The following is a 23974-nucleotide window of genomic DNA, read 5'->3' as shown; positions in this document are numbered from 1 at the left end:
AAAACCTGAATCCGGCTGATTTTTCACGGAATTTTCAGGGGTGCTGATGATCCTATTGCGGCTGTGAAGTCGCGACGCACATGTCAGTGAACATTGAAGAAAAACTAAAAAGGCATGTTACGGCATGACCTTCGGGGGATTGATGGAGCTTTGGACTGCCGTACAGGCATTGATTTTGGGGATTGTGGAAGGGCTGACAGAGTTTCTGCCCATCAGCAGTACCGGCCACCAGATTATCGTTGCGGACTTGCTCAACTTCGGTGGCGAGCGCGCCATGGCGTTCAACATCATCATTCAGCTGGGGGCCATTCTCGCGGTGGTCTGGGAGTTTCGCCGCAAGATCCTTGACGTGGTCACCGGCCTGCCGACCCAGCGCAACGCCCAGCGTTTCACCATCAACCTGCTGATCGCCTTCATGCCCGCCGTGGTCCTGGGGGTGATCTTCGCCGACCTGATCCATGAATACCTGTTCAACCCGATCACCGTCGCCACGGCGCTGGTGGTGGGTGGCCTGGTCATGCTCTGGGCCGAACGCCGGCAGCATGAAATACATGCCAACAGCGTGGACGAAATCAGCTGGAAAGATGCCTTGAAGGTCGGTTTCGCCCAGTGCCTGGCGATGATTCCAGGTACCTCGCGCTCGGGCTCCACGATTATCGGCGGCCTGCTGTTCGGCCTGTCGCGCAAGACCGCCACCGAGTTCTCGTTCTTCCTGGCCATGCCGACCATGGTCGGTGCCGCGGTCTACTCGGGCTACAAATACCGCAACCTGTTCCAGCCGGACGACCTGCCGGTGTTCGCCGTTGGTTTCATCACCTCGTTCATCTTCGCGATGATCGCGGTCAGGGGCCTGCTCAAGTTCATCGCCAACCACAGCTACGCGGCCTTTGCCTGGTATCGCATTGCCTTCGGCCTGGTGATCCTCGCCACCTGGCAGTTCGGCTGGGTCGACTGGACCGCGGTCCATTCCTGATGAACGCACGCAACCAGAACCGCCCCGGCGAAGCCGCCGGGGCACGGATCCAGCAGCCACGGCTCAAGGCGGTGGTTTTCCTGCTGCTCTGTGCCTTGCCCCTGTGCGGCTCGCTGCTATTGGGTGTGAAGGGGATTTCCTGGGTGCCGCTGGCGGCCTACGGCGCGGTCAGCGTGCTGACGTTCTTCCTCTACTGGAGCGACAAGCGCAAGGCCCGCAGCGACAGCTGGCGGACCCCGGAAAACGTCCTGCATGCCGTGGAACTGGCCGGTGGCTGGCCAGGCGCCTTGCTGGCGCAACAGGCTTTTCGCCACAAGACCCGCAAGCTGTCCTATCAACTGGTGTTCTGGCTGATCGTGCTGCTGCACCAGGTGTTCTGGATCGACCGGCTGTTTCTCGAAGGCAGCCTGTTCTCGCTGTTCTAGAGTAACAACCCGACCTGTACCCGCTTGGGCAGCTTGCTCACCACCAACTGGTGGGAACGCTGCAGCAAGTCCCGCAGCTCGCCGGCGCCCAGCGGGTAGGGCGTCTGCATGATGATCCAGTGCGCCCGGGCCAGGTACGGCGCCGGCGCGATGCCGGGGCGGTCGACATGGCCGAGGAACAGCTCCTTGTCCACCTTGAACGCCAGTGACTCGCCCCGCAGGTTCTGCAGGGCGAACATCTTGTTGCCGGCCACGGAAAACACCCGCACGCCGCCCCATTTGTAGTCTTCGCGCGCACCCGGCAAGTCCAGGCAGAATTGCGCCACATCCGCTTCAGTCATGGTTTTTCCTTTTATCGCGGCCGTCATAACGTTCGGTCTCCGCAGCCTTTGAACGCTTCGCTGACATGCTCGATCCAGGCCCTTACCGCTGGCAATACCCCGCGCCGGTGAGGGTAGACCGCCTGCAGCCAACCGCCAGGCAACGACCATTGCGGCAGCAGTTGCACCAGCTGCCCGGTCTGCAGTTCTTCCTCGCAATACATCATCGGCAGGATGGTACAGCCAAGACCGGCGAGGGCGCAGGAGCGGCGCACCAGAAAATCATCGATGCCCAGGCGTGCTTCCAGGACCAGGTCGCATTTCTCGCCCTGGGCGTCGAGCATGCGCAGATGCACCATGCGGTCGGCCTCCAGGGCACCCAGCACCGGCACCTTGTGCAGGTCTTCGGGACTGTGGATCGGCCATTCGCGGGCGAACGCCGGGCTGGCGACCATCACAGTCTGCGCCTGGCGCAGGCGCCGGGTCACCAGCAACGGATCTTCGTCGCCATGCTCGCGAACCCGCAGCGCCACGTCGATGCCCTCGGCGACCACGTCGACCCGGCGGTTGAGCAACTGCATGTCGAGCTGGACCTGGGGGTATTGCTCGAGGAAGGAACTGATGACAGTCGGCAACATATGATGGGCCAGGCCGACCGGACAGGACACCCGCAGGCGCCCGCGAGGTTCACTGGACATGCTGGCCACGGCCTCGTCGGCCATTTCTGCTTCCAGCAGCATGGCCTGGCAGTGGCGCAGGTAACGCTCGCCGACCGCGGTCAGCTTCAGTTGGCGGGTGGTGCGTTGCAGCAAGCGGGTGTGCAGCCGCTCTTCCAGCTCGGCGATACGCCGCGACAAACGGGATTTGGGCACCCCGAGTAAACGCCCGGCGGCGGCGAAACCACCGGCTTCCACCACCTTGGCGAAGTAATAAAGATCGTTGAGGTCTTGCATAGAATGACTCGACTGTCCTGCTGATGGGACAAACTATCGCATTTGTGCCGACTAATCAGCTATTGGTTTCATCTGTAGGATTGTCCTCAATTGATCGCCCGGTGGCGATCCTCACTTGGAGAATCCCAGATGAAACTGCTGCATATCGATTCGAGCATCCTTGGTGACAACTCGGCTTCCCGTCAGTTGAGCGAAAGCGTGGTCAAGGCCTGGAAAAACGCCGACGCCAGCGTTGAGGTGACCTACCGCGACCTGGCCGCCGACGCCATCAGCCATTTCAGCTCCGCCACCCTGGTGGCCGCCGGTACTCCGGCCGAAGTGCGTAACGCCGCCCAGCAGCACGAAGCCGAGCTGAGCGCTTCGACCCTCGCCGAATTCCAGGCCGCCGACGCCGTGGTGATCGCTGCGCCTATGTACAACTTCACCATTCCGACCCAACTCAAGGCCTGGATCGACCGCATCGCCGTGGCCGGCCAGACCTTCCGCTACACCGAAGCTGGCCCTGAAGGCCTGTGCGGTGGCAAGAAAGTCGTGGTGGTCTCCACCTCCGGCGGTCTGCACGCCGGCCAGGCCACTGGCGTGGCTCACGAGGACTACCTGAAAGTGCTGTTCGGTTTCCTCGGCATCACCGACATCGAATTCGTCCGCGCCCACGGCCTGGCTTATGGCGACGAAGTCCGCACCAAGGCCTTGAACGACGCCCAGGCGCAAATCAGCGAGCAACTTTTCGCTGCCGCGTAAGGCTTGTGTAAAAGTCGCTTACGCCCCAGGCAAGGCCCTTTAAACTCTGTATTCTGATGTCCTCCAGGCAGCGGGATACGGAGTTTTTCGTGTTCGTGCTTTTTTCGTTCTGGCCCGGGTTATGCAGATTGCAGCGCATACAGCGGCGTGATCCGGCCGACAACCCAGGCATCAGGCCAGCGAAACCCTGGCCAGTGAAGCAATGAACCGGCGTTTTCATCAGGTAGGGAAGGTGGTGCATCCATGATGCGTCTTTGGGCAATGTCACTGATCTGCCTGCTTGGCGGCCCGATTATCGTGCACGCCGCGCCCGCGCCCCATCCACATTGGAGCGTGGGTTTCCATGAGATGAGCTTTCTCGACCCGCTGGACCAGCAGCCGATGCGCGCCATTGCCTTCTATCCCTCCACCGGCATTGAGCACCACAGCAAGGTCGAGGGTTACCAGATTGCCGCCTCCCGGGATTCGAAGATCGCCATCGGCCGCTTTCCGCTGTTGATGCTGTCCCACGGCAATACCGGCACGCCGCTGGCCCTGCACGACCTGGCCACCTCGCTGGCGCGCAAGGGCTTCGTGGTGGTGGCGGTGATTCATCCGGGTGACAACTACAAGGATCACAGCCGGCTGGGCACCCTGAGCAATCTCTATGGCCGGCCGATCCAGATTTCCGAAGCCATCACCGCGACCCTGGCCGACCCGATGCTGTCGCCTTTCGTCAATGCCGGGCAGGTCGGGGTCATCGGTTACTCGGCCGGCGGTGAAACCGCGCTGATCCTGTCCGGGGCGACTCCCGACCTGGATCGCTTGCGCCGCTATTGCCAGGAGCGCCCCGACGATCACGATGCCTGCAATACCCAGGGCGAGCTGATCGTCGATCGCGACGACTTGCAACCGGTTGCCGACCCGCGGGTCCAGGCCTTGCTGCTGATGGCGCCGTTGAGCCTCAAGTTCGGGCGGCAGACCCTGTCTGGCGTGCATGTGCCGGTGCTGCTGTACAGCGGCGACGTCGACAAGCTGGTGGCCCTGGACAAGAACGCCGCGGCCCTGGCCCGCAAGCTGCCGGTGGCGCCGGACTTCAGGCTGTTGGCCGGGGCCGGGCACTTCGTGTTCATGGCGCCGTGCACCGAGGAGCAGTTACTGAGCATGCCGGCCTTGTGCACCGACGCCGATGGCGTCGACCGCGCGGACATCCACCGTAGTCTGATTGCCGAGGCCGGCCGCTTCTTTGCCCAGGCCCTGGGCAAGCCGAGCCGGGCCGGGATGCAGACCGCGGATCAGTGAGTCAGGCGTCGGCCCGGCGCATGAGCAGCAGGGTCAGGCCCAGGGCGCTGAGCGACAGCAGCGCCGCGCAGAAGAAAATCCACGAATAACCCAGGTTCAACGCCACCGCGCCCATCAGAGGGCCGGCAATCGCCAGCGCCAGGTCAAAAAACACCGCGTAGGCGCTCAGGCCGGCGCCACGGCTGGTGCTGGGCACCTGCTTGATCGCTTCCACCCCCAGCGCCGGGTACACCAGCGACAGGCCGAAGCCGGCGAGCCCGGCGCCGATCATGGCGAACGCCGTCGAGGGCGCCAGCCACAGCAGGATCAGGCCCAGGGTCTCGATGCTCATGCAGGCGATGGCCGCGCGATAGCCACCAAAACGGCTGATGCTGGAGATGAACAGCAGGCGCGAGAGGATGAAGCAGACGCCGAATACCGTCAGGCAATAGGCCGCGCCGGTCCAGCCACGGCTGAGGTAGAACAGGGTAATAAAGGTGGTCAGGGTGCCGTAGCCGATGGACGCCAGGCTCAGGCCGGCGCCGTACGGCGCGATACGGCCGAACACCGCGCGAAATGACAGGCGCTCGCCACGGATCACCGGCACCGACGGCTTGTTGCGGATCAGCAGCAAGGCCAGGGCCGCCAGCAGCGACAAGGCCAGCCCCAGGCTTTCGAAACCGTAGTCGGCGACCATCACCACCCCCATCGGCGCGCCGATGGCAATCGCGCCATAGGAGGCGATGCCGTTCCAGGAAATCGAGCGCGCGGTGTGTTCGGCGCCGACCTGGCCCATGCACCAGCTGATGGTGCCCACGCCGATCAGGCCCTGGGCCACCCCCAACAGCAAACGTCCGAGCAGCAGGATGCCCAGGCTGAGCAGCGGCATTGCCAGCAGCAGGGTGGACGCCAGGGTCAGCAGCCCGCTGAGGAAAATCCCCGCCAGGCCGTAGACGATCGCACGTTTGGTGCCGAGGTTGTCCGACAGGCGCCCGGCCATGGGCCGGCTGAGGAGGGTGGCCAGGTACTGCGCGCCGATGGTCAGCCCGGCCACCACCGCACTGAAGCCCAGCTCGCCGTGGACGTAACCGGGCAATACCGCGATTGGCAGGCCGATGCAGAGAAACGCGATAAAGGTATAGAAGACGATGGAGACGATCTGCAGGGTGATCGCCATGGAGCTGGGCACGGGCTTTTGTTGCGCAGACATGAGGGCTCGTTCGCGGGCGGGCGGTTGGAGAACTGCATCATGGCGCGGGCTGGAAATAAAAGGAAGCAGGCTAACGATTTCTTTATGGCCGGCTATTTGTGGGGGCAGGGAGGACGTCATCGCGGGCAAGCCTCGCTCCTACAGAAACGTGTGCGCACGCTTGCCCGCGATGTTTTTATAGCCGGACAAAAAAGCCCCGTCACCAGGACGGGGCTTTCAGACTGACAAGCAACGGGCGTTCCTTAGAACACCACGCCCTGGCTGCGCAGGTAGTCGTCGTAGGTGCCGCTGAAGTCGGTCACGCCGTTCGGGCTCAGCTCGATGATGCGAGTGGCCAGGGACGATACGAACTCACGGTCGTGGCTGACGAAGATCAGCGTGCCCGGGTAGTTTTCCAGCGCCAGGTTCAGCGCCTCGATGGATTCCATGTCCAGGTGGTTGGTCGGTTCGTCCATCACCAGGACGTTGGGCTTTTGCAGGATCAGCTTGCCGAACAGCATGCGGCCCTGCTCACCACCGGAGATGACCTTCACCGACTTGAGGATCTCGTCGTTGGAGAACAGCATGCGGCCCAGGGTGCCACGGATGATCTGCTCGCCTTGAGTCCATTGGCCCATCCAGTCGAACAGGCTGACGTCGTCTTCGAAGTCATGGGCGTGGTCCTGGGCGTAGTAGCCCAGCTCGGCGCTTTCGGTCCATTTCACCGAACCGGCGTCCGGGGTCAGCTCGCCCATCAGGGTGCGCAGCAGGGTGGTCTTGCCGATGCCGTTCGGGCCGATGATCGCCACGCGCTCGCCGGCTTCGACGGTGAAGCTGAAGTTCTTGAACAGGGTCTTGCCGTCGAAGCCCTTGGACATCTGCTCGATGGTCACGGCCTGGCGGTGCAGCTTCTTGGTCTGTTCGAAGCGGATGAACGGGCTGACGCGGCTCGATGGCTTGACCTCGGCCAGCTGGATCTTGTCGATCTGCTTGGCGCGGGAGGTGGCCTGCTTGGCTTTCGAGGCGTTGGCCGAGAAGCGGCTGACGAAGGTCTGCAGCTCGGCGATCTGGGCTTTCTTCTTGGCGTTGTCCGACAGCAGTTGCTCGCGGGACTGGGTCGCCGCGGTCATGTACTCGTCGTAGTTGCCCGGGAACAGGCGCAGCTCACCGTAGTCCAGGTCGGCCATGTGGGTGCAGACGCTGTTGAGGAAGTGACGGTCGTGGGAAATGATGATCATGGTGCTGTTACGCGCCGTCAGAATCGTTTCCAGCCAGCGGATGGTGTTGATGTCCAGGTGGTTGGTCGGTTCGTCGAGCAGCAGCACTTCCGGATCGGAGAACAGCGCCTGGGCCAGCAGGACCCGCAGTTTCCAGCCCGGAGCGACTTCGGTCATCGGGCCGAAATGCTGTTCCAGGGGAATGCCCAGGCCCAGCAGCAGTTCACCGGCGCGGGATTCGGCGGTGTAGCCGTCCATCTCGGCGAAGTCGGTTTCCAGCTCGGCCACGGCCATGCCGTCTTCTTCGCTCATTTCCGGCAGCGAGTAGATGCGGTCGCGCTCGGCCTTGACCTTCCACAGCTCTTCGTGACCCATGATCACGGTGTCGATCACGGTGAATTCTTCGTAGGCGAACTGGTCCTGGCGCAGTTTACCCAGGCGAACGTTCGGCTCCAGCATGACCTGGCCGCCGGACGGCTCGAGGTCGCCGCCGAGGATTTTCATGAAAGTCGATTTGCCGCAACCGTTGGCGCCGATCAGGCCATAGCGGTTGCCGCCGTTGAACTTGACCGAAACGTTCTCGAATAGCGGCTTGGCGCCGAACTGCATCGTGATGTTAGCTGTGGAGATCAATTACTTTACCTATCAAGGGGTTGCGAGCATCGTGTTGGCTCTTGGGCCATTCCTGGGGCATGTTGGAGCGTTTCCATTTCGCCCCGGTCATCGCCAGAGTCGAGCCAGCGAGCATAAGTAGACAGCAACATCTGGACGCTATGGCCAAGTTGCTGGGCAATAAAGGTGGGAGGTCATGTTGGAATTTGGCGCGCATTGTCGCATATGTGCGCCGGCAGTTGTATGACGGCGAGCCACGGATTTTTCATCCAGGCGGCTCAGCGCCAGCCGTTGTAAAAGTCGCCGCTGCGGATTTGTCCCGGGCAATGCGACTTAGGTCGTGGCACCGTGGGCGGACACATTTTCACAAATCGGAGTTAACCTTTGGTTACAAACTGTGGCTAAAATGCCGACCAGTTGCCACATGCCATCATTGGCATGGGCTCAGGGACGTGCCTTCAGGACCTCTTATCGCTTTCGGACGCTGCACATGACCCCTCGGCCCAGGTGGCCCATATGGGGGCGCAGTATGTTCTCTTCTGACATGTGACGATTTCCGTGAAACTCATCATTGCCGCTGTTTACGTTTTATCCATTGCGTATGTGCACCTGCGTGGTCGCGTGCGCCATAAACTGGGCCGCCAGCTGAGTGATCACTCGAGCTTCCTGGCTCCCATCAACTGCTTCCTTTATCTGTTCTCGAAGATCCCCAACCGCCCGTACCTCGATCCGGCCGACTTTCCCGACCTGAGCCCGTTGCAGGCCCACTGGGAAGAAATCCGCGCCGAGGGCCAGAGCCTGCTCAGGGCCGGGGAGATCAAGCGTTCGGAGCAGTACGACGACGTCGGCTTCAACTCGTTCTTCAAGACCGGCTGGAAGCGCTTCTACCTCAAGTGGTACGGCGACAGCCATCCTTCGGCGATGAAGCTGTGCCCGCGGACCACCGAACTGGTGCAGAGCATCGGTTCGATCAAGGCGGCGATGTTCGCGGAACTGCCGCCGGGCTCGAAGCTGGTGCGCCACCGCGACCCTTATGCCGGTTCCTATCGTTACCACCTGGGCCTGGAAACGCCCAACAGCGCCGGTTGCTACATCAATGTCGACGGTGAGAAGTATCACTGGCGCGACGGCGAAGCGGTGATGTTCGACGAGACCTACATCCACTACGCGGAAAACACCACCGAGCAGAACCGCATCATCCTGTTCTGTGATGTCGAGCGGCCGATGAAGTACCGCTGGGCCGCCGCCTTCAACCGCTGGTTCAGCCGCACCGTGATGGCCGCCGCCGGTGCGCCCAACGATGCCGGCGACCGCACCGGGGGCCTGAACCGCGCCTTCACCAAGCTGTACAAGATCCGCCTGCGCGGTAAAGAGCTGAAAAAGCGCAACCGCAAGCTTTATTACCTGGAAAAGTGGGCGATCTTCGCTGCGCTGTTGTTGCTGTTCATCTTCATCTGATTCTCCGCACGGCGAATCGCTGATCGCGGGCAAGCCTCGCTCCTGCATGGGTTCTGCAGGAACGAGGTTTGTCCGCCATCACTTCCTCAAGGCTTGTCCGCCCCCAATTGCTGCCACATCTTCGCGGTGATCCGCTGCCGATGGGCGTAGCCGTGCCACGGATCCTCGGTCAAGGCCTCCAGGCGCTGACTCAGGTTCGCCACATTCCACTGCTGGGCATGCCGGACATCGCCCAGCTCATCCCGGGCGATAGGCACCGAGACCGGCAGTCCCGGGCGCGCCCGTACCGAATAGGCGGCCACGGTGCTGGCGCCGCGGGTGTTGCGCAGGTAATCGACGAAGATCCTGCCGACCCGGTTTTTCGGGCCCATGGTCGCGGTGATGCGTTCCGGCAACTGCTGCGCCATGAACTGCGCGACGGCCTTGGCGAAGCCCTTGACCGTTTCCCAGTCGGCCCTGCGCGCCAGCGGCACGATCAGGTGCATGCCTTTGCCGCCGCTGGTTTTCAGGAAGGCCTGCAAGCCCAGCTCATCGAGCACCGACAGGGTCAGTTGGGTGGCTTCCAGCATGCTTTTCCAGGGCAGGGCCGGGTCCGGGTCGAGGTCGAGCACGAACAGGTCCGGGGTTTCGATCTGATCGTGAGTCGCGCCCCAGGTGTGCAGCTCGATGGTGCCCATCTGCACCGCGCCGATCAGCGCCGACGTACTGTCGATTTCCATCAGTCGCGCGTGGCCGGGGTCCAGCGCCGGGTCGAGGTGACGGATATTGGGGATGGCCAGGTGCTCGGCATGTTTCTGGAAAAACTGCTCGCCTTCCACTCCTTCAGGCGCCCGCAGCAGCGACACCGGCCGGTCGCGCAGGTGCGGCAGGATCTGCTGGTCGATGCTGGCGTAGAACTGCGCCAGTTGCAGCTTGGTGGTGCCGGACTGCTGGTCGATGACCCGTTCCGGGTGGGTGATTCTGACCCCGGCGACGCTGTGGGCGGCCGATTTATCCGAATGGGAGGCCGTATGCCGACTGCGGGTCTCGACGGCCTTGAAGGTCTGTGGCCGCTCACGGACGATTTCGCTGGCCGGCTTATCGCTGCGCAGGGCGATGAAGGCTGCCTGGCGCACCACCTGTTCGCGGGTCCACTCGGCGAACTCGGCTTCGGCCACCAGTTGCGGTTCGATCCAGTGCACGCCGCGGGCCTGGGCCGCGGTCAGGGGCTTGGCCAGTGGCGATGAATCCCGTTCAAGTTCCTGCATCCGCTCATGCAGCTGCTTCAAGGTCTTCTGGTCGAAACCGGTGCCGACCCGGCCGGCGTACACCAGCCCGCTTGCGTCGTTGACCCCCAGCAGCAGGGCGCCAAAGCCGCTGCGCGAACCTTGCGGGCGGGTATAGCCGACCACCACGAACTCCTGGCGCAGCCGGTATTTGAGCTTGATCCAGTCGGCGCTGCGGCGCGACACATAGGGGCTGCCGGCGCGCTTGCCGATCAGCCCCTCGAGGGACAGGGCACAGGCGCTTTCGAGGATGTCTTGGTGATGGGCGGCAAAGGCTTCGGAAAAGCGCAGGACCTTGCTCGATTTGCGCCCGAGCGCCTGCTTGAGCGCCTGACGGCGTTGTTCCACCGGCGTTTCGCGCAAGTCCTCGCCCTGCAGAAAGGGCGCATCGAACAGGTAATAGATGATGTCCACGCTGCGACCGATATCGAAGGCGTTCTGCAATGCCTGGAAGTCCGGCAGGCCTTGGTCATTGAGCACCACTATTTCGCCGTCCAGCCAGCTGTCCTTGAGCTTCAGGGCGGCCAGGGCCTTGGCTTGCTGGGGCAGGCGGCTGGTCCAGTCGTGACCGTTGCGGGTCAGCAGGCGCACTTCGTCGTCCTGGATCCGCGCCAGGATCCGGTAGCCGTCGAACTTGATCTCGTAGCGCCAGTCGCCGCTGGGCGCCTTGTCCACCAGGGTTGCCAGCTGCGGCGCCAGGCTTTGCGGCAGGGCGACGACCTTTTTTCCTGGCGGTTTCTTCGCGGTTTTTTTCGCGGCCTGGGGTTTGGCGCGCTTGTTGTCGCCCACCGTGGCACCGCTGAGCACGCTCCTGGGCAGGGCCTGGACCACGTCGTACTCGTTGCTCGGTCGTGCCTGGGCATCCTGCTCCTTGATCAGCAGCCACTGTTCCTTGTCGCCGCTGCCGCGCATATGGGTGCGCACCAGGGTCCAGTCGCCGCCGAGCTTCTCGCCGATCAGGGTGAACTTGAGCTTGCCGGCCCGGTAGCTGGCGTCGGGGTCGTCATGGGGTTGCCAGACGCCATGGTCCCAGACGATCACGTCGCCGGCGCCGTATTGCCCGGCGGGGATGATGCCTTCGAAATTGCCATAACTCAGCGGGTGGTCTTCGACATGCACCGCCAGGCGTTTTTGCCTGGGGTCCAGGCTCGGGCCCTTGGGCACCGCCCAGCTTTTCAGGCTGCCGCCCAGTTCCAGGCGAAAGTCGTAGTGCAGGTTGCGCGCATCGTGCTTCTGGATCACGAAGCGCAGGGCCGAGGCGGTCTTGGCGGATTGGCCGAAGGGTTTGTCCGCCGCCGGCTCCGAGGTGATCGCGAAGTCGCGTTTGCGCTGGTATTCACTCAAGGATCTGGCCATGACCCACTACCTTGTCATACGAGCCGCGCCGTTCAGGCACTGGATCGTTTCGTGGTTTTCTTGGTCGCAGCGGCCTTGCCGGGTTTGTCCGGGCTGGCGGGCGGCTTGCTCCTGGATTTGCCGCCCAGGCTGCGCTTGAGCATTTCGGTGAGGTCGATGACATCGGCACTCCTGCGTTGCGCTTCGCCGGTGCGGCTTTCCACGTCTTCGATCTTGCCAGCCTGGGCCTTTTTCTCCACCAGGGCCATGATTTTGTCGGTGAAGCTGTCGCGGTATTCCTCCGGCTGCCAATCGGTGCTCATGTTCGCTACCAGGCGCTTGGCCATGTCCCGCTCGCCCTTGGTCAGGTCCGGGTGAGTCACCTCCGGCCCCAGGGCCAGTTCGTCGAGGCTGCGCACCTCGGCCGGCCAGCGCAGCATTACCAGCACCAGCGCCGACTCCAGCGGCATCAGCGCCGCCAGATGCTGGCGGGTGTGCAGCACCACCAGGGCCAGGGCGACTTTCGAGGTGCTCCGCAGGGTTTCGCGCAGCAGCGCATAGACCTTGCCGCCGCGCTTGTCCGGGGCCAGGAAGTAAGGGGTGTCAATGTTCTGCAGCGGGATCTGCTGGCTGTCGACGAAGGCGAAGATGTCGATGGTCTGGGTCGACAGCGGGTGGGCCGAGCGGATCTCGTCCTCGCTGAGCAGCACATAGCGGCCTTTCTCGTACGCCACGCCCTTGACGATATGTTCCTTGCTGACTTCCTTGCCGGTGACCTTGTTGATTCGCTTGTAACCCACCGGGTCCATGGTGCGCTGGTCCAGCCAATCGAAGTCGACGCCCTGGGAGGAGGTCGCCGAAACCAGCGCCACCGGAATGTGAACCAGGCCGAAACTGATCGCGCCTTTCCAGATTGCCCGTGCCATGAGCCTGTCCCCGTATTGACTGTGGAATCGCTATGCAGCGACTGGTTTTCAGGTGACCCGTGGCGTGGCGCGAAAGTTTCCCCGGGGTGCCGGCTTGCAGGGGCGAGCCGATAACTCGTGTTACATGTCTGGCGGATTATTTAATTAACAAGGCCGAACCTGCGACGTAGCCTGGACTCGAATGCGATAACTCGTCGCCATCCAGGAGGGTCGCCATGAACAACCTGCTTCGCGGTCTTGCCGTGTTTGCCCTGATGAGCGGGGCCAGCATCGCGGCGTTCGCCGCACCCCAGGCGTCCTCGGACAGCACCGCCATGCTGCTGGCGCAGAACCTGCCCGGCAGCATCAACAACAATCCCTACAACAGCCCGATACGCCGGGCCAACCCCAACAGCATGCAGGGCACCCAGCCCAGTGCCCCGGCTGTCCGCGGGGTTAATCCGGTACCGGTGCAACGCCCTCCGACCCTGGAGAACGGCGGCATCGGCAACGGTTACCCGCGCACCATCACCCAGCCGCGGATCATCGATCCGACACCCGTGACCCCACCGCGTAACCAACAGCAGCGATAAACGCTGACCGCCCGAGGCCGATGCCGGCTCCGGGCGGACCCCTTTTTATCGACAGAAGGAATCGTGCATGTTGCGTAAAACCCTCTTGGCGACAGTCTGCGCCAGCCTTGTCCTGAGTAGCGCGCTACCGGCCGCGGCCGCCACCCGCCAACAATTGCAGAGCGAACAGGGCCCGCTGAGCGTGACCCCGGTGGTCGAGGGCCTGGATCACCCCTGGGCCCTGGCATTCCTGCCGGACCGCCAGGGCATCCTGGTGACCGAGCGGCCGGGCAACCTGCGGCTGGTCGGCACCGACGGCAAGCTCTCGGCGCCCCTGGGCGGCGTGCCGCAGGTCTGGGCCAAGGGCCAGGGCGGCTTGCTGGATGTGGTGCTGTCGCCGGACTTCAAGCAGGACCGCCTGGTCTATCTGTCCTACGCCGAAGGTGGCGGCGAGGGTGGCACGGCAGGGACGGCGGTGGGGCGCGGGCGGCTGTCCGAGGACCTGAAGACACTCAAGGATTTCCAGGTGATTTTCCGCCAGGCGCCCAAGCTTTCCACCGGCAACCATTTCGGTTCGCGCCTGGTGTTCGACCGCGATGGCTACCTGTTCATCACCCTGGGGGAAAACAACGAGCGCTCGACCGCCCAGGACCTGGACAAGCTGCAAGGCAAGATCGTGCGCCTGTATCCGGATGGCCGGATCCCGCAGGACAACCCCTTCGTCGGCCAACCGGGCGTGCGCCCGGAAATCTGGTCCTACGGCCACCGCAACCCCCAGGGCGCGGCGCTCAACCCCTGGAGCGGCACCTTGTGGGATAACGAGCATGGGCCCAAGGGCGGCGACGAAATCAACCTGATCGAGCGTGGCAAGAACTACGGCTGGCCCCTGGCAACCCACGGCATCAACTATTCCGGTGCGCCGATTCCCGAAGCCGAGGGCAAGACCGCCCCGGGCACCGTGGGGCCACGGCATGTCTGGGAGAAGTCCCCCGGCATCAGCGGCATGGCCTTCTACGATGGCGACCGCTTCAAGGCCTGGCAACACAACCTGTTTATCGGCGCCCTGGCTTCCCAGGAACTGATCCGCCTGCAATTCGATGGCGACAAGGTGGGCCACGAAGAGCGCCTGCTGGGTGAACTCAAGGAGCGCATCCGCGACGTGCGCCAGGGGCCGGACGGTTATCTGTATGTGCTGACCGACGAGGACAAGGGCACGCTGTACAAGGTTGGCCTGGAATAAACCAATCCCTTCTTCTGTAGGAGCGAAGCTTGCTCGCGAAAAAAATCTTCAACGATAACGCGTGTTGGCAGGATGAATCGCCGCTTCGCGGCTATCGCGAGCAAGCTTCGCTCCTACAGAGGCACTGCGGTCGGGTAGAGGATCACCGCCGCCTGCAGCTTGCCGCTGCCGAAACGGCACATCTTGGCGAACTCGCCGTGGCTCACCGGCAGGTGCTGGCAATCCATCGGCTGGCGGTGCTGGCTGTGGTCGACATCGGGATCGTGCAGGTAGACGAACTCCTCGTCGCAGTCGGTGACCATCACCCAATGCGGGGCCTTGGAGCGGGTCAGGCGGTAGCTGCTGATCAGCACCAGGGGCTGGCCGCCGTCGGCCAGCAGCCTCGGCAGGTCCAGCGGGCCGCCCAGCACCTGCAAGACGTCGCTGCTATCCAGCTCTGCGCAGAACTCCTCGTGCACCAGGCGCATGACGTCTTTTTTATGCTCGTCGCGCACCCCACCAAGAAACAGCGGCCCGCGGGTATTGACCTGCAGCCTGACCCTGAAGCCCCGGCGCCACGCGGCCAACGCCAGCCCCTGGGGGCTGCAGCCGCCATGCCCGGAGGTCATGAACACGGTGGTCGCCTCGCGCCACAGCTGCAGCTCTTCGCGCCGCTCCAGGGCCCGTCCGGGTTGCAGCGCGCCCATGGCCATCAGCAGGCAGGCCGGGCCGCAGGTGAAATCGGTGGTCTGCTGGTAATAGGGCACGCTGATATTGCGGGTCTCGCGATGCTGCAGGATGCGCTTTTCCAGGCGCAGGGCATCGGCGTGATCCTCGTAGTAGTCGTGCAGCACGGCGAAGCGCCGGTAGCCGCTGCGTTCGTACAGGGCGATAGCCGTCGGGTTGTCGGTGCGCACCTCCAGCCGCAGGTAGGCGCAGTCATGCTCCCGCGCGCAGGCCTCGATCCGCTCCAGCAGGCGCTTGCCCAGGCCCAGCCCGCGGGCCTCGACCGCGGTGGCGATGGAGTACAGGCGGGCCAGGGACGTACCGCGATGGAACAGCACCAGGGCGTAACCCAGTAGCTGCTCCGCCTGCTCGGCGACGATCAGGCGCGCATGGGCGCGGCTGATCATCCACTGGAAGCTGCGCGCGGTGAGGCGATCGGTGGTGAAACACTGCTGTTCCAGTTGCACTAATGCGGGCAAATCCTCAGGTGTGGCAATGCGAAAGACAAGATCCATATAACCGCCGTAAAAGTTGCGTAACGAAACGAGACTTTCAGAAAAGTTCGTGCTTAATAGAAAAGGTCTTGTTCTTAAGCGGATCAAACATTATGTCAGCGGTACAAGGTCATTGGCGTGGAGTATCCGAGCAAAGTCTGCCGGCGACAATAACGCCGGTTAATTATTTTTCAACGGTGAGTGAAACTTCCAGTCAGTTGGTGATTATTGTCGAGCGCAAGGAAGATTGGGCTTCCTACTTCCCCAGCGAAGACATCCTCAGCGCCCAGGAGTACCTGGAACAGACCCGCGAAACCCAGCCCGGCAAGCGGGTCCAGGTGATCAACCTGTGCCGCAGCTACAAGTACCTGGGCCACGGTTACTACTGTTCGCTGCTGGCCGAGGCGCGGGGGCACAAGGTGATTCCCTCGGTGCGCACCATCAGCGAACTGACCCGCAAGTCGCTCTACGGACTGGCCCTGGACGACCTGGATAAAACCCTGGAAAAGGCCCTGAGCAATCATCTTTACAGCGATACCGAAGGTTTTACCCTGACCCTGTACTTCGGCAAGACCCATATCGAACCGTTACAGGAGTTGGCCCGCCAGTTATTCGAAGTTTTCCCCTGTCCGATATTGCTGGTGGACTTCAAACGAACTAACGGCTGGCATATCGAAGGCGTGAAGTCCGGGGCCTTACATAAGTTGCGCGAAGACCAGGAAGATCAATTCGCCCATTCCCTGGACAGTTTCAGCCGCAAGATCTGGCGCGTGCCGCGCTCGAAAAGACTGGCCCGGTATGACCTGGCCATCCTGCATGACCCCCAGGAAGCCTTGCCGCCTTCCAACGCCCGGGCGCTGGAGAACTTTGTCCGGGTCGGCAAGGGCCTGGGCATCGACGTCGAGCTGATCGAGAAGAAGGATTACCCGCGGATCGCCGAGTACGACGCCTTGCTGATCCGCGAAACCACCAGCGTCGACAACCACACCTACCGCTTCGCCAAGAAGGCCGAAAGCGAGGGCCTGGTGGTGATGGATGACCCGACCTCGATCCTGCGCTGCACCAACAAGGTCTACCTGACCGATCTGTTGAAAAGCCATCAGTTAGGCATGCCCGCCACCGAGATTCTCTACAAGGAGCGACCGGAAGATTTCGAGCGGGTTGGCGAACGCCTGGGCTTCCCGCTGGTGCTGAAGATTCCCGACGGTTGTTTCTCCCGCGGGGTGATCAAGGTCGAGAGCCAGCAGGCGCTGCTGGAGGCCACTGCCGAACTGTTCGAGCATTCGGTGTTGCTGCTGGCCCAGGAGTTTTTCTACACCGAGTACGACTGGCGCATCGGCGTGCTCAACCGCAAGCCGATCTTCGCCTGCCAGTACTTCATGTCCAAGGGCCATTGGCAGATCTACAACCACAAGGCCAAGGGCCAGGACATCAACGGCGAATGCCGCACCCTGGCGATCCACGAGGCGCCGCGGGCGGTGGTGGAGCTGGCGGTGAAGACCGCCAACCTGATTGGCGACGGCCTGTACGGCGTGGACCTGAAACAGTCCGGCGACAAGGTGGTGGTGATCGAAGTCAACGACAACCCCAACCTGGACGCCGGCATCGAAGATGCCTACCTGCGCGACGATCTGTATTCCCTGGTGCTCGAGGAGTTCGTCCGCCGCCTGGAACTCAAGCGCCGCGGACAGGCCTGGTGAACGGCCGATGATCAAGAGCTATCAGCTGAGCCAGGGTCGCCTGCTGGCGGTGGAGCGCCTGGACGCCGAGGTGATGCTGTTCAGCAACCCCGACCCCGCCGAACGCGATGTGCTGCACACCGGCTTCAAGCTCGACGAACACGCCCTGGCCTCGGCCCTGGACCCGGACGAGGTGTCGCGCATCGAGTTCCACCCGGACAACCTGTTCCTGATCTGGAAGCGCCCGGAGAACTACTCCGGCGGCGGCAGCCTGTCGTTCGAGGTGTCGTCCTGCGGCCTGCTGTTTTCCCCGCAGCGCCTGCTGCTGATTGCCCATGACGACAGCCAGCTCAGCGGCCTGGGCGCGCGCCAGGCCTTGAATAGCCCCCTGGATGTGCTGCTGGACCTGCTGTCCAACAACATCCATCACTACCTGGGGCACCTCAAGGTGATCAAGATGGTCGCCCGGGAGTTGCAGCAGCAGTTCAACGACTCGATGGAAAACCGCCACCTGATCCAGATGTTCAACCTCAGCGAAAGCCTGATCTATTACATCAACGCCATTCACAGCAACGGCGCGGTGCTGACCCGCCTGCGCAACCACGCCGAGAAGGAACATTTCAGCGCCGAGGCCATCGGCCTGATCGACGACCTGATCATCGAGAACAACCAGTGCTACAAACAGGCGGAGATCTATTCGACGGTGTTTTCCGGGCTGATCGATGCGCGCGGCAACCTGATGAACAACAACATGAACAGCCTGCTGCGCAAACTGACCCTGATCAACGTGGTGTTCCTGCCGCTGAACCTGATCGCCAGCATTGGCGGCATGTCCGAATTCAGCATGATTACCGCCGGCACCCCCTGGTGGATTGCCTACCCCTTGTTCCTCGTGGCGATGCTGCTGGCGGCAGGGGGGATGGTGCTGGGGCTCAGGCGCCTGGCCGGCAGCGGCAAGTGCGCCTGAGCGTTCAGGCCGGTTGCAGGGTCAGCACTTCATAGCCGTCGCGGGTCACCGCCACCGTGTGTTCCCACTGCGCCGACAGGCGGTTGTCGCGGGTGACCACGGTCCAGCCGTCTTTCAGGCCGCGCACCCGGGCGCTGCCCTGGTTGATCATCGGCTCGATGGTGAACACCATGCCTTCGCGCAGCTCCAGGCCGGTGCCGGGGCGACCGAAATGCAGGATCTGCGGTTCTTCGTGCATCTGCCGGCCGATGCCGTGGCCGCAATATTCGCGCACCACGCTGTAGCCCTGGGTTTCTGCGTGTTTCTGGATGGCATGGCCGATATCGCCAAGGCGCGCGCCGGGGCGGACCAGCTTGATGCCTTGCCACATCGCCTCGAAGGTGGTGCTGACCAGGTGCTGGGCCTTGGGGCTGACGTTGCCGACCAGGTACATCTTGCTGGCGTCGGCGATAAAGCCGTTCTTTTCCAGGGTGATGTCGATGTTGATGATGTCGCCGTCCTTGAGGATGGCCTGCTCATGGGGCATGCCATGGCACACCACTTCGTTGATCGAGGTGTTGATCGAGTAGGGGTAGTTGTACTGGCCCTTGCTCGCCGGGCGGGCGCCCAGGTCGTGGCGGATGAAGCGCTCCACCGCGGTGTCCAGCTCCATGGTGGAAAGGCCGGGCGCGACCAGGTCGTCGAGAAAGGTGAACACCGTCGCCAGCAGGCGCCCGGACTCACGCATCAGGGCCAGTTGTTGCGGGGTCTTGATCAGGGGCTGGGTCATTCGCTGCGCCCCCGGATCAGGTCGCTCTTGTTCAGCAGCAGCTTGTTGATCAGGTCGTTGTAGGCCAGGTGCGGATTGAGCTCGGCCAAGAGGCCGATCTTGATCCAGAACTCGGCCTGGGCGTTGATGGAGCGATCCATGGCGTCGCTGGCGACGCGGATCTGTTCATGCAGCTGATCTGAAATCTTGACGATGCCCACGGGGTTTCTGTCCTGGTAAATATACGAATCATATATGTTTCATATATTCATCGGCAAACGGCAATCTCTCGACCGGGCTCAAGCCTGCTGGCGGGCAGGGCGGGTGGTTCTCCGTTCACGAAAGCCGCGAACCACCAGATACAACAGCGGACCGATGGAGACGAACACTGCCGTCAGCAGCAGATAAGGCAGCACCGACAATGCGGACTGGCCACGAGAGCGGGCGTCCCGGTACATCCAGATGCCGGCCAGGGTCGCTAGCAAGTACAGGTCGATCACCACCTGCGCGGTGTCGGCGCGGGACATCAGCCCGAGGCCAAACTCGATCAGCGATTGTTCCGCCTGCAGCATCACCGCGAAGGTGTAGCCGGCAAAGGCGATCAGGGCAATCAACGGCAATCCGACAGACTTCATGGGTTCCTTCCTTGGTGGCTGAATGAGGGCTGAGAAGCGAGCCGCGAGAGTAGCGCAGGCAGCGGTCGTCTCAAAGAATTGGCCATTGACTTGCCAGCAGCGTGCCGGTTAATTTCCTGGCCATGACTTTTTCCGCATTGCGTTCCCAGCCAAGCATTATTACCGCCATTCCTGATTGGCGGGCCTGACACTGCACCCAACCCGCCCTAGAGGCGGGTTTTTTCTTTCTGTCTCCGGGGCCTTCAACACAGCCAGGAGAGCCGTATGAACCATCCCGCCGAGCCCGACACGCAACTGGACCTGCTTGAGCACTACGTGAAGAAGATTCTCGCGGCGCCGGTCTACGACCTGGCGGTGCGTACGCCGTTGCAGCCGGCGCCGGCCTTGTCGGCGGCGCTGGGCAACCAGGTGCTGCTCAAGCGCGAGGACCTGCAACCGACCTTTTCCTTCAAGATCCGCGGTGCCTACAACAAGCTGGTGCAGCTCAGTGACGAGCAGAAGCGTCGCGGAGTGATTACCGCATCCGCCGGCAATCACGCCCAGGGCGTGGCGTTGGCGGCGCGGGAACTGGGGATCAAGGCGACCATCGTCATGCCTTCCACCACGCCGCAACTGAAAGTGCAGGGCGTCAGCAGCCGTGGCGCCGAGGCGGTGCTGCACGGCGAGAGCTTTCCCTTTGCCCTGGCCCATGCCCTGCAACTGGCCGAGCACAGCGGCCAGACCTTCGTCTCGCCCTTTGACGACCCGGACGTGATCGCCGGGCAGGGCACGGTGGGCATGGAGATCCTGCGTCAGCACTCCGGACGCCTGGACGCGATCTTCGTCCCGGTGGGTGGTGGCGGACTGATCGCCGGCATCGCCGCCTACGTGAAATACCTGCGGCCCGAGGTGCGCATCGTCGGCGTCGAGTCCGAACACTCCAACTGTTTGCAGCAGGCGTTGCGGGCCGGGGAAAGGGTAGTGCTGCCCAGCGTCGGCACCTTCGCCGACGGGGTCGCCGTGGCGCAGGTCGGCGCCCATTGTTTCGAGCTGTGCCGAGTGCTGGTCGACGAGGTGATCACGGTCAGCAACGACGAACTCTGCTGCGCGATGAAGGACATCTACGACGACACCCGCTCCATCACCGAGCCCTCGGGGGCGCTGGCGGTGGCCGGGATCAAGCGGTACGTGGCCCGCAGCGGCGTACAGGGCGAAACCCTGGTGGCCATCGATTCCGGGGCCAATATCAACTTCGATCGCCTGGGGCATGTGGCCGAGCGCGCGGCTTTGGGCGCGGTTGCGCTGGTGTAAGAAGGAGCAGGGCCTCTGCAGCCGCTGGCGAAGCCTGCGCACGAGCGCGAAGCGCTCGCCAACCGAACCACTGCTGCACCGCGTTGCCTGGCCTGGCGGCTACTGCGTAGCCGATCGCAGCCTGCGGCAGCGGCTACATCACCTGCGATGCAGCCGCCGCGGTCTGGATTATTCCGCGCGGGCCTTCTCGACTTTATCGGAGGCGGACCACAGGCGGTAGCGCACTTCAATGTCCTTGGGGGCGTAGATCACGATCGGCAGCTTGCTGTTGTAGCGCAGCACGAAGCCTTCGCCGACCACCGGCACGAACGCCTGCTTGCTGGTGCCTTCGGGACAGGCCATCAGGGTGCTCATCGGGCCGCTGACCTTGTCCAGGCGGTAGTAGGGATAACCCCAGCCATCCAGGTTTTTCTCTTCCAGGGTGCCGCCCAGGCGCTGACGGTTGCAGTCGACGGTCAGGGTCTTGCCGGCCAGCACCTCGACCTTGAAGTCTTCTTCCTTGGCCTGCTTGGGCAGATGGATCACCTGGCGCACAAAACCGTCTTCGGCCTTGGGGTAGGGCGCCACGTCTTCGAGTTTGGCCGCATGGCTCAGGGTGGAAATACCGCTCAACAGCACAGCGACGGCGGTGGAAACAGGAAAAAAGCGCATAAGGCCTCCTTGCAGGTTGATCGACGGCTCTCTCCATTTAGAGGGAGTCGCTTGCTTGAAACGCCGGGCAGTTTGACCGGGTAACGCCCGATCATGCAAACCGTGGCCCGCTTCGCCGCGGCAACTGACATGATGTATTCCTTCAATATCCAATGGTAAGTCAATGATTTATAAAGCATGACAACTGGCGGGAGGACGGTATGCATATGCTCCATCCTCTATCGGCGAGAGGCAGCTATCGGTTCCGCAGGAGGTCTTCCAGTCAGGCGAAAGTCCCAGGACTGAGGGTGAAAAAAAGCCTCACTGCTCAGAGCAAAATAGAATTTAGTAGAAGCGCAAATACGGCCTAGTCTAGGAATTGGCTTTCTCTTCCAGGGAGGTTTAGTCATGCCGTACGCCGTATTTCGGGGGTGGAATCCCGAGACGATATTCTTGCCATCATTGAATGGCCACTGCACCAACGGAGAGATCTGCCATGTTCTTATCTGCCTTGGAACTGCGCAATATCATTGAATGCAGCTTCCTGCCCAAACGCTGCGAGTGCACCCTGAGCCCCGACCTGCACATGACCGTAAAAGTCTATGGCGACCATGAAACCGACCGTGTGGACCTGGTGGTCACCGGTATCGATGCGGCGAGCCTCAACGGCTGCCGGGAAATCAACGACCTGATCGCCGAACTGCGCCACGACCTGGCCAATCATCCGGGAAGCCAGCCCATCACCCTGAAATCCAGGGCTCATTGATCGGCTGCTTTGCCAATGCCTGCGTTGCCTGCCTGGCCTGGATAGACCCGGGCCAGGCGCAAACTCGACCCTCACCGCGAATAAAATCCCCGCCTGAATCTCACAGAGCTGCCTGTAACCTTGCGCGCGGTAGAGCAGGAGCAGTCTTCAGTTCTGATAACTGCAGGCGTCCGACAACTTGCGGTAGCTGATGGCTTCCAGCTTGCCCGCCTTGTCGATAAAGGTCATGTCCGCGGTGATCACCTTGCACTCCGGCGTCGCAGGCTCGGTCATCGACACCACCTTGGCCACATTCAGCGGCATGCCATAGTGATAAGGCACCGGCTGCACCTGAGCCGTGTCCGCCTGAGCCACACCCACAGCCCCGACAAAAGCCAAGGCCCCGACCAGCAAAATACGCATGTTCATGAGAATTTCTCCGATAAACCCGACACAAACCACCATCGAGCACGCCGCGGAGGGCGGCAGAGGATTCTGCGCTGCGCGGTTTCGTACAGTTTTGGGCGGCGGGATTAATCGAAGATTAAGTAGGGGGCTAATGATTTGTGGTGTGAAGGGAGATCGTTCAGGGGAAGGGGCTGTGGGCAGAAATGTTTACCCGTTGTTCAATCCCAGTGTGAGGCTTGAAGGCAAGGGAAGCCCCCTGCCTTTCAGATCATTTCTACTATTTCAGTTAACCAGTTCCATGGCGGGAGCTTGGTAACTCTGGTCAATTTCCACTCCTGCAGTTCTTGCCTTGGACTCGGCTTCCGATCTAAGCAGTAAAAGAGCTTTCAAGTGCTCGGGAAATAGCTTCCTCCAGTTAGGGCGCTCTTCCTCTTCGAAGCTGTTTTGCCAAAAGGTATTCAGTGAGGTGAATTCGATTTTTATTAAATAAGACCCGGTCTCTGTCAAGGCAACCGCCGAGTTTCGCAAGACCTTGATGTGAGCCAGGTAGTCGCCACTGTACAAGTACCAGTCATAGAACATGCCTGATGCTGCCCACTGCTCAAGACTCATTTTTCTGTCTGGATCAAAGAGCGGATGGCCCAAAGGACTTCGCCCGAATACCGATTTTTTCCAGTCGAATTTATCCAGTTCGGAACCTGGGATTCGTGGGTCCGAAGGGAAGTAGTATTTATGCCATCCCGCCGCCTTCAGTTTGTCTACGAGGCCGTAGATCAGCGTCCGATTTTCTTCGTGTGTGCTGTTATCCGGCAAGCCACGGAGCGTAACTTCAACCTCCTCGATGTTCTTGGAAACAGCATCGTCGGCCACAACACCAAGGGATACGACCTGATTCAACTCGAGGGCACTCTCTGGCTGAGTGATGTTCAGGCTCAATAGATCCCGGTCATCCCTGCTTTTATTGATCTCGTACCAGCATATATTGGCGGCAGCCAGACAGTCGGAGCTGAACTTGACAGGGCTTTGTTTAAGTAGGTCTTCAATAGGTGATCCTAGTTGAATATTTATGCTCTTGGTTTCTTTTTTAATCTTGTACGTGCCTTCATTTGTAAAGCCATCACAGCCAACGAGCAATACAAGGGACAGTAACCAGAGTGTTTTCATTCCTTGCTCCTCTAACTGGCGATCGTAACGATCCCATTAACCGG

The 23974-nt window shown here is 61.9% G+C and carries 23 protein-coding genes and 1 pseudogene; 11 read left to right on the top strand and 13 right to left on the bottom strand.

All coding sequences use genetic code 11. From position 1 onward, the window contains the following. Positions 1-142: 142 nt before the first annotated feature. On the top strand, positions 143-973 hold the full coding sequence (locus tag NRG23_RS04450; protein WP_009048894.1) for an undecaprenyl-diphosphate phosphatase: 831 nt from the start codon (positions 143-145) through the stop codon (positions 971-973). Further along, positions 973-1398: a DUF1294 domain-containing protein gene (locus tag NRG23_RS04445; RefSeq protein ID WP_009048895.1), complete on the top strand. Its 426-nt coding sequence runs from the start codon at positions 973-975 to the stop codon at positions 1396-1398. Before NRG23_RS04450 ends, NRG23_RS04445 begins: the two co-directional genes overlap by 1 nt. Here NRG23_RS04445 and NRG23_RS04440 read toward each other — a convergent pair. After that, positions 1395-1739, bottom strand: a complete 345-nt coding sequence (locus NRG23_RS04440; RefSeq protein ID WP_025809028.1) for an MmcQ/YjbR family DNA-binding protein — start codon at positions 1737-1739, stop codon at positions 1395-1397. The two genes, NRG23_RS04445 and NRG23_RS04440, sit on opposite strands and share 4 nt — an antisense overlap. Positions 1740-1762: 23 nt before the next feature. Continuing rightward, entirely contained in the window at positions 1763-2671 is a 909-nt protein-coding gene (locus tag NRG23_RS04435; protein ID WP_009048897.1) for a LysR substrate-binding domain-containing protein, read from the bottom strand. A 129-nt stretch (positions 2672-2800) separates the two neighbouring features. On the opposite strand from NRG23_RS04435, the gene NRG23_RS04430 reads away from it, so the two are divergent. After that, a complete protein-coding gene (locus NRG23_RS04430; protein WP_009048898.1) occupies positions 2801-3412 on the top strand; it encodes an FMN-dependent NADH-azoreductase in 612 nt (203 codons plus the stop codon). 243 nt (positions 3413-3655) lie between these two features. Further along, positions 3656-4693: a dienelactone hydrolase gene (locus tag NRG23_RS04425; protein ID WP_009048899.1), complete on the top strand. Its 1038-nt coding sequence runs from the start codon at positions 3656-3658 to the stop codon at positions 4691-4693. A 1-nt stretch (position 4694) separates the two neighbouring features. On the opposite strand, the gene NRG23_RS04420 is transcribed toward NRG23_RS04425, so the two are convergent. Both NRG23_RS04420 and NRG23_RS04415 read right to left on the bottom strand, forming a co-directional pair. Beyond that, a complete protein-coding gene (locus NRG23_RS04420; RefSeq protein WP_009048900.1) occupies positions 4695-5882 on the bottom strand; it encodes an MFS transporter in 1188 nt (395 codons plus the stop codon). 242 nt (positions 5883-6124) lie between these two features. Continuing rightward, a complete protein-coding gene (locus tag NRG23_RS04415) occupies positions 6125-7711 on the bottom strand; it encodes an ABC-F family ATPase (protein ID WP_009043780.1) in 1587 nt (528 codons plus the stop codon). A 537-nt stretch (positions 7712-8248) separates the two neighbouring features. Here NRG23_RS04415 and lpxO point away from each other — a divergent pair. Further along, the gene (lpxO, locus tag NRG23_RS04410) at positions 8249-9148 is read left to right on the top strand and encodes a lipid A hydroxylase LpxO (protein WP_009048901.1); all 900 of its coding nucleotides are present in this window, start codon (positions 8249-8251) and stop codon (positions 9146-9148) included. Between the two features lie 86 nt (positions 9149-9234). On the opposite strand, the gene ligD is transcribed toward lpxO, so the two are convergent. Further along, positions 9235-11769: a DNA ligase D gene (ligD, locus tag NRG23_RS04405; protein ID WP_257373831.1), complete on the bottom strand. Its 2535-nt coding sequence runs from the start codon at positions 11767-11769 to the stop codon at positions 9235-9237. Positions 11770-11801: 32 nt separating this feature from the next. After that, complete coding sequence (locus NRG23_RS04400) at positions 11802-12674, bottom strand: Ku protein (RefSeq protein WP_038632256.1); 873 nt, start codon at positions 12672-12674, stop codon at positions 11802-11804. Between the two features lie 215 nt (positions 12675-12889). On the opposite strand from NRG23_RS04400, the gene NRG23_RS04395 reads away from it, so the two are divergent. Together NRG23_RS04395 and NRG23_RS04390 are read left to right on the top strand one after the other, a co-directional pair. Continuing rightward, complete coding sequence (locus NRG23_RS04395; protein WP_016701742.1) at positions 12890-13246, top strand: hypothetical protein; 357 nt, start codon at positions 12890-12892, stop codon at positions 13244-13246. A 67-nt stretch (positions 13247-13313) separates the two neighbouring features. Next, positions 13314-14465: a PQQ-dependent sugar dehydrogenase gene (locus NRG23_RS04390; RefSeq protein WP_009048905.1), complete on the top strand. Its 1152-nt coding sequence runs from the start codon at positions 13314-13316 to the stop codon at positions 14463-14465. 113 nt (positions 14466-14578) lie between these two features. Here NRG23_RS04390 and NRG23_RS04385 read toward each other — a convergent pair whose 3' ends face one another. Next, positions 14579-15685 carry a GNAT family N-acetyltransferase/peptidase C39 family protein gene (locus NRG23_RS04385; protein ID WP_257373829.1) on the bottom strand — a complete coding sequence of 369 codons (1107 nt, stop codon included), beginning with the start codon at positions 15683-15685 and terminating at the stop codon, positions 14579-14581. Between the two features lie 92 nt (positions 15686-15777). On the opposite strand from NRG23_RS04385, the gene NRG23_RS04380 reads away from it, so the two are divergent. Next, positions 15778-17364 carry a RimK family protein gene (locus NRG23_RS04380; protein WP_016701747.1) on the top strand — a complete coding sequence of 529 codons (1587 nt, stop codon included), beginning with the start codon at positions 15778-15780 and terminating at the stop codon, positions 17362-17364. Positions 17365-17371: 7 nt separating this feature from the next. Beyond that, the gene (locus NRG23_RS04375) at positions 17372-18310 is read left to right on the top strand and encodes a magnesium transporter CorA family protein (RefSeq protein WP_257373828.1); all 939 of its coding nucleotides are present in this window, start codon (positions 17372-17374) and stop codon (positions 18308-18310) included. Positions 18311-18314: 4 nt separating this feature from the next. Here the strand turns inward: NRG23_RS04375 and map are convergent, their stop codons facing one another. The 3 genes from map to NRG23_RS04360 all read right to left on the bottom strand — a co-directional run bounded on the left by map (position 18315) and on the right by NRG23_RS04360 (position 19693). Then, positions 18315-19079 carry a type I methionyl aminopeptidase gene (gene map / locus NRG23_RS04370; protein ID WP_041984000.1) on the bottom strand — a complete coding sequence of 255 codons (765 nt, stop codon included), beginning with the start codon at positions 19077-19079 and terminating at the stop codon, positions 18315-18317. Beyond that, the gene (locus tag NRG23_RS04365) at positions 19076-19279 is read right to left on the bottom strand and encodes a ParD-like family protein (protein ID WP_009048910.1); all 204 of its coding nucleotides are present in this window, start codon (positions 19277-19279) and stop codon (positions 19076-19078) included. The genes map and NRG23_RS04365 overlap by 4 nt, the downstream gene beginning before the upstream one ends. 78 nt (positions 19280-19357) lie before the next feature. After that, positions 19358-19693, bottom strand: coding sequence for a hypothetical protein (locus NRG23_RS04360; protein ID WP_016701749.1), 336 nt, complete (start codon positions 19691-19693; stop codon positions 19358-19360). Positions 19694-19957: 264 nt separating this feature from the next. Between NRG23_RS04360 and ilvA the strand changes: the two are divergent. Continuing rightward, positions 19958-20965 (top strand): annotated as a pseudogene (gene ilvA / locus NRG23_RS04355) (threonine ammonia-lyase, biosynthetic); the annotation flags it as partial. Between the two features lie 186 nt (positions 20966-21151). On the opposite strand, the gene eco reads toward ilvA, so the two are convergent. Next, positions 21152-21634, bottom strand: a complete 483-nt coding sequence (gene eco, locus NRG23_RS04350) for a serine protease inhibitor ecotin (RefSeq protein ID WP_009048913.1) — start codon at positions 21632-21634, stop codon at positions 21152-21154. A gap of 475 nt (positions 21635-22109) precedes the next feature. Between eco and NRG23_RS04345 the strand changes: the two genes are divergently transcribed. Further along, the gene (locus NRG23_RS04345) at positions 22110-22379 is read left to right on the top strand and encodes a DUF1652 domain-containing protein (RefSeq protein WP_257373826.1); all 270 of its coding nucleotides are present in this window, start codon (positions 22110-22112) and stop codon (positions 22377-22379) included. 147 nt (positions 22380-22526) lie between these two features. Here the strand turns inward: NRG23_RS04345 and NRG23_RS04340 are convergent, their stop codons facing one another. Further along, on the bottom strand, positions 22527-22787 hold the full coding sequence (locus NRG23_RS04340) for a DUF2790 domain-containing protein (RefSeq protein WP_038579170.1): 261 nt from the start codon (positions 22785-22787) through the stop codon (positions 22527-22529). A gap of 261 nt (positions 22788-23048) precedes the next feature. Beyond that, positions 23049-23930, bottom strand: coding sequence for a hypothetical protein (locus NRG23_RS04335; protein WP_053268996.1), 882 nt, complete (start codon positions 23928-23930; stop codon positions 23049-23051). Positions 23931-23974: the final 44 nt, after the last annotated feature.

This window comes from Pseudomonas sp. T8 (assembly GCF_024610635.1).
GTDB lineage: Bacteria > Pseudomonadota > Gammaproteobacteria > Pseudomonadales > Pseudomonadaceae > Aquipseudomonas > Aquipseudomonas chlororaphis_I.
The sequence above is the reverse complement of the archived record's forward strand: the minus strand, read 5'-3'. Positions and strand labels throughout refer to the sequence as shown.